This is a genomic window from Streptomyces sp. NPDC052114, assembly GCF_040680155.1.
Lineage (GTDB): Bacteria > Actinomycetota > Actinomycetes > Streptomycetales > Streptomycetaceae > Streptomyces.
In genome coordinates, this window is the sequence record NZ_JBFAWC010000013.1 from 249,548 (window position 1) to 262,402 (window position 12,855).

The following is a 12,855-nucleotide window of genomic DNA, read 5'->3' on the forward strand; positions in this document are numbered from 1 at the left end:
GTGCTCTCAGTCCTTCTCGGTGCGTGCGGCGGTGCGTGCGGCGGTGCGTGCGACGCCGCACAGGGCGGTGCGGGCGTGCCCGTGGGCGCCGGTGGTCGCGCGCCGGTGGGCGGCTGGGCGCGAGGTCATCTCGTACGTCAGTCCGCCGACGGCGCGGTCGGCTCGCCGCCCACCGCGTTGCTGAAGTCGCTGCGGGTGCGCTGCGTCTCCGTGAAGCGGTTCGACGACCAGTGGTACGTGATCACTTCCTCGCCCGAGGGGTACGCCACCGAGTCGCCCTTCTCGTACATCTGCTTCGTCACGACCAGATCGCCCCGGTCGATCTCGGCGTAGACGGAGGCGGGCTCCTCGGCACTGAAGACATTCTCGTACTTCTCGCCCTGGGCGCGATACACGTAGCTGCCGATGCCCACCGCGTCGGCGCAGGTCTGGACGTTCACCACCACATCGGCGGAGGGCCCGCCGGTCAGGTTCCCGTACGTGACGTCGATCGGGTACGCGTTCCCCGTGCACGGCTTGAGGTCCCGCTTGATGTCGGGGCTCACCTTCGGGTCGTTCTTGACCAGCCGCACCGCGTCGATCTTCTCCGCCGGCATCGAGGCGGACGCCGAGGACGAGGACGAGGGGGAGGGCGTCGAGGACACCACCGGCTCGCTGTGGGCCGGGCCCTCGTCGCGCGCGCCGGAGCCGCCCGTCGAGCAGGCGGAGAGCAAAAGGCCGAGGGCGGCGACCGCGACCCCTGTCGCGCTCACCGCCTGCACGCTTCTTCTGGCCCGGGGGCCTAGGCCGCGCAACTCTCCCGCTCCTCACGTTCGAGCGCGCGGGCGTCCAGGTCGCGGCTCTCCAGCTCCTGGCGGAGCCGGGCGAGGGCCCGGTGCAGCGTGCTCTTGACCGTTCCGGCCGACATGCCGAGGGCGGCGGCCGTCTCCTCCGTGGACATCTGCTCCCAGTGTCGCAGCACGACGACGCTGCGCTGCTTGGGTGCGAGCACCTTCATGACATCCATCAGCAGCGCGCGGTCCGCGTGCTGCTCGGTGGAGTCTTCCACGCTCGCGTCGGGCAGCTGCTCGGTGGGCACCTCTTCGAGCTTGCGGGCCCGCCACCACTCCGTACGCGTGTTGATCATGACGCGGCGCAGATAGGCGTCCGCGAGCCGCTTGTCGGCTATGCCCTCCCAGCGGCCGTACGTCCGCACGAGCGCCGTCTGCAGCAGGTCCTGGGCGTCCACGGGGTCCGGGACCAGGCGCCGGGCACTGCGGAGCAGAGCATCCTGCCGAGTGCGGACGTACTCTTCGAACTCGAGCACCTCGCCGTGCGCCATACCAAACCGCCTCCGTTCCGTCCCCATTGCTGCCCGCGGTCCCTGCCTGTGCGGTACAGGTATGAAGCTACGGAGGCGTTGTCACGAGGTTGTGCGGAGCAGCCAGCGGCGAACGCACGGCTGTACGTCGGTTGTGTAACAGAAGCGGGTTCCGCGTCAACGCACGCGTTCGCAGAGGCCCCGGCCGCCACTGCCGTCAGGTCAGCGGCAGCCGGTAGAAACCGTCCGCGAGCGGCTCGACGAGACCGTCCGCGACCAGGCCGTCCAGCGCGCGGGCCCGCTGCACCGGCTCGTCCCACACCCGGTCGAGCGCGGACTGCGGCACCGGTGTCACGGCCTCGCGGAGCACCGCGAGCAGCTTGCCGCGCACCTGGCGGTCCGTGCCCGCGTACGTCTGGCCGCGGCGGGCCGGGCCCTCGTGCGCGGGCTTGCCGGCCGCGCGCCAGGCGCACTGCGCGGCGATCGGGCACTTCGCGCAGTCCTCGTTCTTGGCGGTGCACACCAGCGCGCCCAGCTCCATCGAGGCGGCGGCCCAGCGCGACGCGGTGCCCTCGTCCTCGGGCAGCAGGGCGCGGGCGAGCTTGCGCTCGGCGGCGGTGGTGGCGTTCGGCGGGTACTGCACGCCGGTCACGGCCCGCGCGAAGACGCGCCGGACGTTCGTGTCGAGCACGGCGTGCCGCTGCCCGTACGCGAAGGAGGCCACGGCGGCGGCCGTGTACTCCCCGATGCCGGGCAGGGCGAGCAGCTGGGCGTGCTGGGTGGGTACGTCGCCGCCGTGCCGCTCCGTTATGGCGACGGCGGCGCCGTGCAGGCGCAGGGCGCGGCGGGGGTAGCCGAGCCGCCCCCAGGCGCGGACGGCCTCGCCCGGCGCCTCCTTGGCGAGGTCGGCGGGGCGGGGCCAGCGGGCGAGCCACTGCTCGTACACCGGCAGGACGCGGCTGACGGGCGTCTGCTGGAGCATGAACTCGCTGACCATCACGCCCCACGGCCCGGCGTCCTCGCGACGCCACGGCAGATCTCGGGCGTGCGTGTCGAACCACGCGATGACGGGCCTGTGCAGGTCCTCACCAGCGGGCTCGGGGACGTCCCCGGGAGCGGGACTGTGGGCGGGGCTGTTCGGCGTGGGCTTCGTGGGCGCAGTCATGGCAGCTCCGATCCTGCCACGGTGCCACCGACCGACGGGCCAACCGCGCGGCCCGGACTCCGGATTCGCGGGGGAACGGGGCGGGTGGGCTGGGCATGGTGCCGGTCGGGTGCGGTGAGGTGCGGGGCAAACGGGTGGGTGGGTGGGACATCCGCCGCGGAGCGGCGGAAAACAGAGCCCAGTCGCCGGGCACGGGACAAACGGGCCCACCCGAGCCCCGCCGCCGGGCACGGCACAAGCGGGCCTACCCGAGCCCCGTCCCCGGGCAACGGGCAGGCCGACGTACAGAGCCCCGTCCCCCGGGCCACAAGGCGCCCCGCACCTGACGATCGGCAGAGGCGCCCAAGGCCCCCGGCCAGCTAGCGTCGACGACGTGCAAAGCCGTACCCGAGACGCCCTGCTGTGGGCCGCCCTCGCCGTCCCCGTCGTGACGGTGGACCGCCTGGGCCTGAACGAACCCCGTTCCGCCGCACAGCAGGTCCTCGCCCTGGCGGTCCTCGCCACGGCCGTCGCCGTCGGCCGCGCCCGCCCCCTGCCCGCCTTCCTCCTCGCGGCCTCCCTCGGCCTCGCCACCGCCTCCTCCCTCTTCACGCTCTCCTACGGCCCTGCCTTCGCCGTCCTCGCCGTGCTCCTCGGCCGCCGCGCGCCCCGCGCCCGCCCCGCCCTGCTCGCCTTCGCGGGCATCGCCCTCGTCGGCACCGTCAAGATCGCGGCACGGGACGTGGACCCGGTCGTCGAATGGCTCGTCCTCATGGGGACGCTGGTGTTCGGCGCCGTCTTCCCCTGGCTCGTGGGCCGCTACTGGCGCCAGGGCCGTGAGCTGGCCGCCGCCGGCTGGGCCAGGGCCGACCAGCTGGAGCGCGAGCAGCGCATCGTCGCCGACCGCGCCCGGCTGCGCGAACGGGCCCGTATCGCGCAGGACATGCACGACTCCCTGGGCCACGAGCTGAGCCTGATCGCGGTGCGGGCGGGCGCCCTCCAGGTCGCCCCCGACCTGCCGGACCCGCACCGCACGGCCGCCGCCGACCTGCGCGCGGCCGCCTCGCAGGCCACCGACCGGCTGCACGCGATCATCGGCCTGCTGCGCGACGAGGGCGACGAACGGGCCCCGCTGGCCCCGGCGGGCGAGAGCGTCGCCGCGCTCGTGGCCCGCGCCGCGGAGTCGGGTCTCGACCTCACGTACGTCGACGAGGAGGGGCAACACGGCGCCCGCGAGGTGCCGGGTGACCCGGCGGGCGACACGTTGACCGACCGCACGGTCCACCGCGTCGTCCAGGAGGCCCTGACCAACGCCGCCAAGCACGCGCCGGGCGCCCGTGTCACCGTCACGGTGGCGCGCGACGGCGCCACGACGACGGTCGCGGTCACCAACGGCCGCCCCCAGGGCGACGGTTCACGGCCCGCGCCGCCCGCGCCCGGCGGCGGCACCGGTCTGCGCGGCCTGCGCACCCGCGTCACGGACCTGGGCGGCACCCTCGACGCGGGCCCCCACGGCGAGGGCTTCCGGGTCACCGCCCGCCTCCCCGCCGGGGCGCACGCCCCCGCGCCGCCGCACTCCGGCACCCGCATCGCGTACGCAAGGCACCGCACCGCCCTGGCCTTCGGCGCGGCCGTCGCCACGGGCGTGCTGCTCGTCGGGGGAACCTTCGCCTGGTACGCGTACTCGCGCACGCACTCCGTCCTCGACCCCGCCGAGTACGCGCGCCTGCGCATCGGCGAGACGCGCGCCGAGGCCGGGCCCGCGCTGCCGGACCGCACCGTCGCCGACCCGCCGCTGGAGCGCGCGCCGACCCCGCCCCCGGCGGCCGCCGACTGCGCGTACTACCGGGCGAGCGGTGAACTCTTCACCGCCGTCACGCACTTCAGGATCTGCTTCGGCACGGCGGGGACCGCGAAGGACCGCCTCGTCGACAAGGCGGTCATCCCCACGGCGCGCGAGGCCGAGCGGATCCACGAGCAGGAGAAGAGCCAGGACGGGACGAAGGAGAAGGAGCGGACGTGAGCGCGGTGGACGGGGAGCGGACGGACGAGAAGCGGGCGGACGGCGGGGCGGAGCCCGTCATCCGGGTCCTGCTGGCCGACGACGAGGCCATGATCCGGGCGGGGGTGCGCGCCATCCTCGCCGCGGGCCGGGACATCGAGGTCGTCGCGGAGGCCGGCGACGGACGCGAGGCCGTGGACCTCGCGCGGGCCCACCGCCCGGACGTGGCGCTCCTGGACATCCGCATGCCGCGCCTGGACGGGCTCGCGGCGGGCGAGGAGATCGTCCGCACGGTGCCCGGCACCGCGGTCGCGATGCTGACGACGTTCTCCGAGGACGCGTACATCGCGCGGGCCCTGGGCGGCGGGGCCACCGGCTTCCTGCTGAAGTCCGGCGACCCCCACGAACTGATCGCGGGGGTACGGGCGGTGTCGGGCGGCGCCGCCTTCCTGTCGCCCAAGGTCGCCCGGCACGTCATCGACGGCTTCGGCGCCCGGCGCATGGGCCGCGGCGCCGAGGCCCGCGCCCGCGTCGAGGTCCTCACCCCGCGCGAGCGCGAGGTGCTCGGCCTGGTCGGCGCTGGTCTTTCCAACCCGGAGATCGCGGCCCGGCTGCACCTCGTGGAGGGCACGGTCAAGGCGTACGTGAGCGCGGTCCTGGAACGGCTCGGCGTCAGGAACCGCGTCCAGGCGGCGATCGTGGCGTACGAAGCGGGGCTCGTCCCGGAGGCGTGATCGCCGCCGGAACGAGCCCCGTGGGCCGTGCCGCCCGATTCAGTCCTGGCCCGAGTCGTGGCGGCGGAACGTCATCGTGGGCTGGTCGTACGCGGCGGGGTCGTGCGGCCGGCCCTGCTGCTGGTCCTGCTGGCCCTGCTGGTGGCCGTACGGCTGGTCCTGCGGGTGGCCGTACTCCTGGCCGTACTGCTGTCCGTACTCCTGGCCCTGCTGTCGGCCGTACTGCTGTCCGTACTGTTGCTGCTGGTCGTACGCGCCCGGACCCCGCGTGCCCGGATACTGCGCCGTCGCTCCCTGCGCCGGCAGCACGGCGGCGGCCGGGGCGGGGCCCGGACCCGCGAACCACCGCACGATCCCCGTGTTCGACCCGCGCATCGTCTGCCCGATCCGCGCCACCGGGCGCGTGCTGACCCGCACGACCAGGAACGCGACCACCGCGCCGAAGACGAGACCGACGGCGACGTCGTGCGGGTAGTGCACACCGACGAAGACCCGCGAGAACGCCATCAGGACGGCCATCGGCACCGTCAGCGCCGCGATGCGCGGCCAGGCCAGCGCCAGGCCGATGGCCGCGGCGCCCGCGATCGTGGAGTGGTTGCTGGGGAAGGACCAGTCGCCGTGCGGCGGGCACTCGACGAGCGGGGTCAGCGCGCCGGCCACCGCCCGGCAGGGACGATCCTCCTCGATCACCGACTTGAACAACTCGCTGCACACGTACGCCACCGCGGTGGCCAGCGGAGCGAGCACCGCGATCGCCAGGGCACGGGGTTCCCCGCTCCTGGCGCGCCACCAGGCCACGATGAAGAGCACCCCGAAGAGCAGCAGCCCGAGCTCGGTCCACACCTCGGCGAGGTGCTGGAACCACGTGGGCGTGTCGTGGGCGAAGCCGGTGATGTCGCGGTAGAGATCGTCGGTCATGGTGTCCATGATTACGGACGGTACGGAGTGGGGCCGAATCGTCACATCTGGCGATCGGCCCGTCACACCCCTGTCGATGGACAGGGGGCGCGAGGGGTCTCCGTGATGATGATCCGCAAACTTTGTGGCCCAAGGCGGCGGGTGGGGCAGGACAAGCAGCGGATCTCTCGTAAGGTTTGGGCGTGGGATCTCTGCGCAATCCGGTCGGGCCACTTCCCTCCACCATCTACTGGCGTCGGAGGGCCGTTCTGCTGTCCGTGCTAGGGCTGTTGACGCTGCTCGTCGTCTGGGTGGTCACCTCCGGCGGCGGGGGCGGGAACAACGGCGCCTCGGGGCCGGGCGACAAGGGCCCCGCCCCGTCCATCACCCCTGGGCCCTCCCATTCCGGTCCCGCGATCAGCGAACACCCGGGCGGCCGGGACGAGTCGGACGACGGGTCCGGCTCGGGCTCCGGTTCGGGCGGTTCCGAGGGCTCGGACTCCGGCGGCTCGGACGGCTCCGGCGGTTCCGAGGGGTCCGGCGGCGGTTCCGACGACGGCGCCAAGGGCGGCGGCGGCTCGGGCGACCGGCTGCCGGCCGGTACGCGTCTGCCCAACTGCACCAGCGGCGACGTGCACTTGAAGGTGCGCAGCGTCCAGAACGAGTACGCGATCGACGAGAAGCCCAAGTTCGAGCTGATCGCCGAGAACGGCGGCGGCAAGGCCTGCAAGGTCGACCTCGGTGCCAAGGGAACGGTCCTGACGATCACTCAGGCCGAGGGCGACAAGGAGTTCTGGTCCTCGGCCGACTGCCCGTCAGGAAACGCCAGCCTGCTGCTGCGGGTGCCGGCCGAAGGCCGCGTCACGCACGCGGTCCAGTGGGACCGCCGGGCCAGCACCCCGCAGTGCGCGACGCCTTCGGCGGGATCGGCGGCCCCGGGTACGTACCTGGTGGAGGCGAAGGCCCCGGGCCTCGGGACCGCCCGCGCCTCGTTCGTGCTGGAGAAGGACTGAGTTCGCGGCTGCGGGTCCGTTGTGGTGGGGCGCGCAGTTCCCCGCGCCCCTTCGGGGTGCTAGACGTAACGCTCCAGGATTGACGACTCGGCCAGGCGCGAAAGGCCCTCGCGGACGCTGCGCGCCCGCGCCTCGCCCACGCCGTCCACGGTCTGGAGGTCGTCCACGCTGGCGGCGAGCAGCTTCTGCAGGCCGCCGAAGTGCTCGACGAGGCGGTCGATGATCGCGCCGGGGAGCCGGGGGACCTTGGCCAGGAGGCGGAAGCCCCGCGGGGACACCGCGGAGTCCAGGGCCTCCGGAGAGCCGGTGTAGCCCAGGGCGCGGGCCACGATGGGGAGTTCGAGGAGCTCCGCGTGGCTGAGGGAGTCCAGCTCGGCGAGCGCCTCGTCGACCGTGCGGGAGCGCTTGGCGGTGGGCTCGGGGACGTAGTCCCGCACGACCAGCTCGCGCTCGGGCTCGACGCCCGCGATCAACTCGTCCAGCTGGAGGGCGAGAAGGCGCCCGTCCGTGCCGAGCTCCACCACGTACTCGGCGATCTCCGTGGCGATGCGGCGCACCATCTCCAGGCGCTGCGCGACCGCCGTGACGTCCCGGACCGTCACCAGGTCCTCGATCTCCAGGGCGGAGAGCGTGCCCGCGACCTCGTCGAGGCGGAGCTTGTACCGCTCCAGGGTCGCGAGGGCCTGGTTCGCGCGGGAGAGGATCGCCGCCGAGTCCTCCAGGACCCGGCGCTGACCGTCCACGTACAGCGCGATCAGGCGCATGGACTGCGAGACGGAGACGACCGGGAAGCCGACCTGCTTGGAGACGCGGTCCGCCGTGCGGTGCCGGGTGCCCGTCTCCTCCGTCGGGATCGTCGGGTCCGGCACCAGCTGCACGCCGGCCCGCAGGATCTTGGTGATGTCCTTGTCCAGGACGATGCCGCCGTCGAGCTTGCACAGCTCGCGCAGGCGCGTCGCCGTGAACTCCACGTCCAGGATGAAGCCGCCCGTGCACATCGACTCGACGGTCTTGTCCCAGCCGAGGACGATCAGCCCGCCGGTGTTGCCGCGGAGGATGCGCTCCAGGCCGTCGCGGAGCGCCTGGCCGGGCGCGACGGCGCTCAGGGAGGCGCGCATCAGCCCATCGGCACCGGAGCTCGAACCGGGCTTGCCGGGATACGCTGCCCGGTCGTTGGCTGCCACTGCACTCCCTCGGTCGCAGGTTGTCCGGGCCTCTGCCGCACGCTTGCTCCGTACGGAGCGCACGCCCTGCTTCGTACGGATGGGCGAGACCAGGGCAAAGTCTACCGGCGGTCCTCCTCCTCCCGTGGGGCCTCTCGACGACGGGATCTCGGAAGGACACGCAGGGCGTCCCCCATGTCGGCGACTTCGATGACCTTCATACCGGCGGGGATCTTCCCGGGATCGGCCGGTACGAGGGCGTGCGTGAAGCCCAGCCGGTGTGCCTCGGCGAGCCTGCGCTGGACGCCCGTGACCCGTCTGACCTCGCCCGCCAGGCCCACTTCTCCGATCGCGACGAGATTCTTCGGGAGCGGGGTGTCGCTCGCGGCGCTCGCCAGGGCGAGGGCGACGGCGAGGTCGGCCGCGGGCTCGGAGAGCTTCACTCCGCCGACCGTCGCGCTGTAGATGTCCCGCTTGCCGAGGGCGGTGATCCGGCCGCGCTGCTCCAGGACGGCCAGCATCATCGAGACGCGGGAGGTCTCCAGGCCGGAGGTGGTGCGCCGGGGGCTCGGGATCTGCGAGTCGACGGTGAGCGCCTGGACCTCGGCCACCAGGGGGCGGCGGCCCTCCAGGGTGACGGTCAGGCAGGTGCCGGGGACGGGCTCGGCGCGGCGGGTGAGGAAGAGGCCGCTGGGGTCGGCGAGACCGGTGATGCCCTCGTCGTGCAGCTCGAAGCAGCCGACCTCGTCCGTCGTCCCGTACCGGTTCTTGACGCCGCGGACCAGGCGCAGGCGCGCGTGCCGGTCGCCCTCGAACTGAAGGACCACGTCGACGAGATGCTCCAGGAGGCGGGGGCCCGCGATCGCGCCGTCCTTGGTGACGTGACCGACCAGGAGCGTGGACATGCCGCGCTCCTTGGAGGCGCGGATCAGGGCGCCCGCGACCTCGCGGACCTGCGCCATGCCGCCGGGCGCCCCGTCGATCTCAGGGGACGCCACCGTCTGCACCGAGTCGAGGATCAGGAGCGAGGGCTTGACCGCGTCCAAGTGGCCGAGGACGGCGGCCAGATCGGTCTCGGCGGCCAGGAACAGGTGGTCGTCGATGGCGCCGATGCGGTCGGCGCGCAGCCGGACCTGGCTCGCCGACTCCTCGCCGGTCACATAGAGCGTGCGGTGCTCGTCGCTCGCCGCCTTCGCCGCGACGTCCAGGAGCAGCGTGGACTTGCCGACGCCGGGCTCGCCCGCGAGGAGCACGACGGCGCCGGGGACCAGGCCGCCGCCGAGGACGCGGTCCAGCTCGGGCACGCCGGTGGAGCGCGCGGTGGCCTGGCGGCCGTCGACCTGGCCGATCGGGACGGCGGAGGACGTGACGCGGCCGGGGGCGGTGGTGCGGACGGCGGGCGCGCCGTACTCCTCGACCGTGCCCCAGGCCTGGCACTCGGGGCAGCGGCCGAGCCATTTGGCCGTCTGCCAGCCGCACTCCGTGCAGCGGTAGGACGGCCGGTCCTTGGCGGATTTCGTACGGGCAGCCATGGTCGAAACCGTAGCCGAGCCCACTGACAACGCGGCCGGTGGCGGCTCCGGCCGCCATTTCGCTCCGCCTTCCGTTCGCGCCGCGTACGGGCCAAGGCCACGGAATGGGCTCTTCCTGTCCCCTTTTGAGGGATCTGTTCACCCGTAAGGATTAAATGTGCGCAAGAGGGCGGAAGGGGCCTGCATCATCCGCCTAACTTCGCACGGGTGATGAGCAGCAGGCCGGAAACTCCCACGAACGCAACCGGCGCACACCGGGCGCACCGAGACGCGCGCAAGCGCACGGTGCCGCGCCCGGCGCCCCGGACGGCGCCGCCCGCTCGCTACGAACCGTGTCTGGACGGTCTGTTCACGTACTGCCTCTCCGTACTCTGCGACCACGACGCGGCGACCGCCGCCCTGGGAGACGCGCTCCACCTCGCCGAGCGGCGCGGTTCGCGCGGACCGGAGGCCGAGAGCGACCTCAAGGCGTGGCTCTACGCCCTCGCGCGCTGGGTCTGTCTGCGCCGGCTCGCCGAGGCCAAGCGCAACCGGCAGGGCGCGCACGCGCACGCCGCCAAGGGGGCGGGGTCCGGTGGCCCGGGGCGGACGGATGCCCGGCGCGGCGCGCAGGCCGACCCGCGCGCCCCCAAGCCCACCGTCACGTCCTCCGAGTCCGCGGCGTCCCCCGAGTCCGTCCTGTCCCCGGCATCCACCGCGTTCCCGGAGCCCACCGCGTCCGCCGCCCCGCAGAAGGCATCGCCCTCGGACGCCCCCTCCGAGACCCCCGCCGAGGAGACCGAGCGGCAGCGCCGCCGTGAACTCGCCCAGCTGGCCTGGCCGGAGGCCGCCGGGACCACCCCCGAGCAGCGCGAGGCCCTGGAGCTCGCGGTGCGCCACCGGCTCGCCCCTGCCGAGGTCGCCGCCGTCCTCGGCCTCGACCTCACCCGGACCCGCGGCCTGCTCGCCTCCGCCGCCTGCGAAGTGGAGCGCACCCGCGCCGCGCTCGCCGTGGTGGAGACCGGCAGCTGCCCGGTGGTCGCCCGCCTCACCGGCGACAACCAGCTGCTCCTCGGCACGGCCCTGCGCCGCGAGCTCGTCCGGCACGTCGACGACTGCCCGCGCTGCCGCCGCACCGCCGAGCGCGCCGGAGCGGGCGCCTGGCCCGGCACCGCCGTCAGCCCCGCCGCGCTCCCCGTCGTCGAGGCGCCCCGGGCCGCCCTCCACAGGGCGATGGCCCACGCCCCCCGCACCCGCGTGCGCAACCCCCGCTACGACCGGCGGGGTTTCCCGATGGACCCCAAGGACCGCGCCGCCCGCCGCGACCGCATGCGCGCGCGTGCCGTCACGACGACCGTCGTCGCCACCGTCGTGGCCGCCCCGGTGCTCGCCCTCTGGGCCGCCTACCGCGGAGCGCCGCTCACCGGAGAGGGTCACGACGGGAGTTCGGTGACCGCGAGCGAGGGCGACGGCCCCGACGGCCTGGGCAGCGACCGCGCGCGGGACAGCTACGAGAACGCGGGCAACGCCCGCACGGGCCCCGACTCCCGTTTCGACGCGAGCACCCGCTCGCGCGACGTGTCCGTGGAGGTCATCAGCGGCGGCGGGCCCCCGTCCCGCTCCCGCACGGGCCCGGGACGGCTCACCGTCGAGGCCCAGCCGAGCGGCGACACCACCCTCATCACGCTGACGGCGTCCGGTGGTTCACCGGTCCGCTGGTCGGCGAGCGAGGGCGCGTCCTGGCTCTATCTGAGCCGCTCGTCGGGGACGCTCGCGCCGGGCGAATCGGTCACGATCCAGGTCTACGTCGACCACACCCGTGAGCCGTCGGGGCACTGGCGCGCACGGGTCTCCATCGCGCCGTCGGGCGCGGTCATCTCGATCGACGGATTCGGCAGGGGACGGCCGCCGGGCACGCCGGGGCCGAGTGATCCCGGTCCGAGCGATCCGGGCCCGTCCGACCCCGGCCCGTCCGATCCGGGGCCCTCCGATCCCGGTCCCTCGGACCCTGGGCCCTCCGATCCCGGCCCGTCCGACCCCGGTCCCTCCGACCCGGGCCCCTCGGATCCCGGGCCCACCGACCCCACGCCGACGCCCACGGACCCGACGCCCACCCCGTCGGACCCGGGGCCCTCCGACTCGTCGCCGCCACCCGGCGGGGGCAGCGGGGGGCCGGGCCCGAGTTGAGCGTCAGGGGGCCGGGTCCGCCGGATGCGGGGCCACCAGCGGGAGCTGGGACGCCAGGCGCTCCTCGCACAGCTCCACCAGGCGGTCGTACCCCTTCTTGCCCATCAGCTCGATCAGCTCCGGGCGGTAGGACACGTACACCGGGTCGCCCGCGCCGTGCGCCGACGTCGCCGACGTGCACCACCAGTGCAGGTCGTGGCCGCCGGGACCCCAGCCCCGCCGGTCGTACTCACCGATCGACACCTGGAGCACACGCGTGTCGTCAGGCCGGTCGATCCAGTCGTACGTCCGCCGCACCGGCAGCTGCCAGCAGACGTCCGGCTTCGTCTCCAGGGGCTCGCGGCCCTCCTTGATCGCCAGGATGTGCAGCGAGCAGCCCGCGCCGCCCGCGAAGCCGGGGCGGTTCTGGAAGATGCAGGAGCCGTTGTACGGACGGGTCTGGCGGTCGCCGTCCTCGTCCGTGGCGATCCAGCCCGTCTCCCGGCCCACGTCGTGGTGCTGCCAGATGTCCGGCGTGAGCCGCTCTACGTACCCGGCGACCCGCTTCTCGTCGTCCTCGTCCGAGAAATGGGCCCCCAGCGTGCAGCAGCCGTCGTCGGCGCGGCCCGCCTGGATGCCCTGGCAGCCGCTTCCGAAGATGCAGTTCCAGCGAGAGGTCAGCCATGTCAGATCGCAGCGGAAGACCTGCTCGTCGTCCGCGGGATCAGGGAACTCCACCCAGGCGCGGGCGAAGTCCAGGCCCGTCTCGTCCGGGGTCCGCCCCTGCGGGCGCTTCGCCTTCTCCGGCTGCTTCGCCCGGCCGGCCTTCTCCGGCTGCTTCGGCTTCTTCTGCTTGGGCGGCTTCGTCGACGACTTCTCCGACTTCGATTTGTCGGTCTTCGCCTTTTTCGTCTTTGGCACGACT

General features: G+C 73.9%; 11 protein-coding genes and 1 pseudogene. 4 read left to right on the plus strand and 8 right to left on the minus strand.

What is annotated here, in order from left to right; all coding sequences use genetic code 11:
- Positions 1-6 precede the first annotated feature (6 nt).
- From AB0L89_RS28095 to AB0L89_RS28110, 4 genes are all read right to left on the minus strand, one after another.
- Positions 7-129: a hypothetical protein gene (locus AB0L89_RS28095; RefSeq protein WP_365146485.1), complete on the minus strand. Its 123-nt coding sequence runs from the start codon at positions 127-129 to the stop codon at positions 7-9.
- Positions 130-137: 8 nt separating this feature from the next.
- A complete protein-coding gene (locus AB0L89_RS28100) occupies positions 138-752 on the minus strand; it encodes a hypothetical protein (protein WP_365146488.1) in 615 nt (204 codons plus the stop codon).
- Between the two features lie 29 nt (positions 753-781).
- A complete protein-coding gene (locus AB0L89_RS28105; RefSeq protein ID WP_055697761.1) occupies positions 782-1,321 on the minus strand; it encodes a SigE family RNA polymerase sigma factor in 540 nt (179 codons plus the stop codon).
- Between the two features lie 196 nt (positions 1,322-1,517).
- Positions 1,518-2,465 (minus strand): A/G-specific adenine glycosylase, encoded by a 948-nt coding sequence (locus tag AB0L89_RS28110; protein WP_365146491.1) that lies wholly within the window; start codon positions 2,463-2,465, stop codon positions 1,518-1,520.
- Between the two features lie 373 nt (positions 2,466-2,838).
- Between AB0L89_RS28110 and AB0L89_RS28115 the strand changes: the two genes are divergently transcribed.
- Positions 2,839-4,467, plus strand: coding sequence for a histidine kinase (locus AB0L89_RS28115; protein ID WP_365146494.1), 1,629 nt, complete (start codon positions 2,839-2,841; stop codon positions 4,465-4,467).
- Between the two features lie 5 nt (positions 4,468-4,472).
- Entirely contained in the window at positions 4,473-5,180 is a 708-nt protein-coding gene (locus tag AB0L89_RS28120; protein WP_365146592.1) for a response regulator transcription factor, read from the plus strand.
- A gap of 318 nt (positions 5,181-5,498) precedes the next feature.
- Here the strand turns inward: AB0L89_RS28120 and AB0L89_RS28125 are convergent.
- Positions 5,499-6,107, minus strand: a pseudogene (locus AB0L89_RS28125) (phosphatase PAP2 family protein); the annotation flags it as partial.
- Positions 6,108-6,280: 173 nt separating this feature from the next.
- Here AB0L89_RS28125 and AB0L89_RS28130 point away from each other — a divergent pair.
- Complete coding sequence (locus AB0L89_RS28130) at positions 6,281-7,090, plus strand: hypothetical protein (RefSeq protein WP_365146497.1); 810 nt, start codon at positions 6,281-6,283, stop codon at positions 7,088-7,090.
- A 59-nt stretch (positions 7,091-7,149) separates the two neighbouring features.
- Here AB0L89_RS28130 and disA read toward each other — a convergent pair whose 3' ends face one another.
- Positions 7,150-8,274 (minus strand): DNA integrity scanning diadenylate cyclase DisA, encoded by a 1,125-nt coding sequence (gene disA / locus AB0L89_RS28135; RefSeq protein WP_365146500.1) that lies wholly within the window; start codon positions 8,272-8,274, stop codon positions 7,150-7,152.
- A 101-nt stretch (positions 8,275-8,375) separates the two neighbouring features.
- Positions 8,376-9,785 (minus strand): DNA repair protein RadA, encoded by a 1,410-nt coding sequence (gene radA, locus AB0L89_RS28140; protein ID WP_365146502.1) that lies wholly within the window; start codon positions 9,783-9,785, stop codon positions 8,376-8,378.
- A gap of 210 nt (positions 9,786-9,995) precedes the next feature.
- Between radA and AB0L89_RS28145 the strand changes: the two genes are divergently transcribed.
- On the plus strand, positions 9,996-11,951 hold the full coding sequence (locus tag AB0L89_RS28145) for a hypothetical protein (protein ID WP_365146505.1): 1,956 nt from the start codon (positions 9,996-9,998) through the stop codon (positions 11,949-11,951).
- A gap of 3 nt (positions 11,952-11,954) precedes the next feature.
- Here AB0L89_RS28145 and AB0L89_RS28150 read toward each other — a convergent pair whose 3' ends face one another.
- Positions 11,955-12,851 carry a hypothetical protein gene (locus tag AB0L89_RS28150; protein WP_365146508.1) on the minus strand — a complete coding sequence of 299 codons (897 nt, stop codon included), beginning with the start codon at positions 12,849-12,851 and terminating at the stop codon, positions 11,955-11,957.
- Positions 12,852-12,855: the final 4 nt, after the last annotated feature.

Coding starts and splice junctions, on each gene's coding strand:
- AB0L89_RS28095 (WP_365146485.1), bottom strand. CDS start 129: ATGACCTCGCGCCCAGCCGCCCACCGGCGCGCGACCACCGGCGCCCAC.
- AB0L89_RS28105 (WP_055697761.1), bottom strand. CDS start 1,321: ATGGCGCACGGCGAGGTGCTCGAGTTCGAAGAGTACGTCCGCACTCGG.
- AB0L89_RS28110 (WP_365146491.1), bottom strand. CDS start 2,465: ATGACTGCGCCCACGAAGCCCACGCCGAACAGCCCCGCCCACAGTCCC.
- radA (WP_365146502.1), bottom strand. CDS start 9,785: ATGGCTGCCCGTACGAAATCCGCCAAGGACCGGCCGTCCTACCGCTGC.
- AB0L89_RS28145 (WP_365146505.1), top strand. CDS start 9,996: ATGAGCAGCAGGCCGGAAACTCCCACGAACGCAACCGGCGCACACCGG.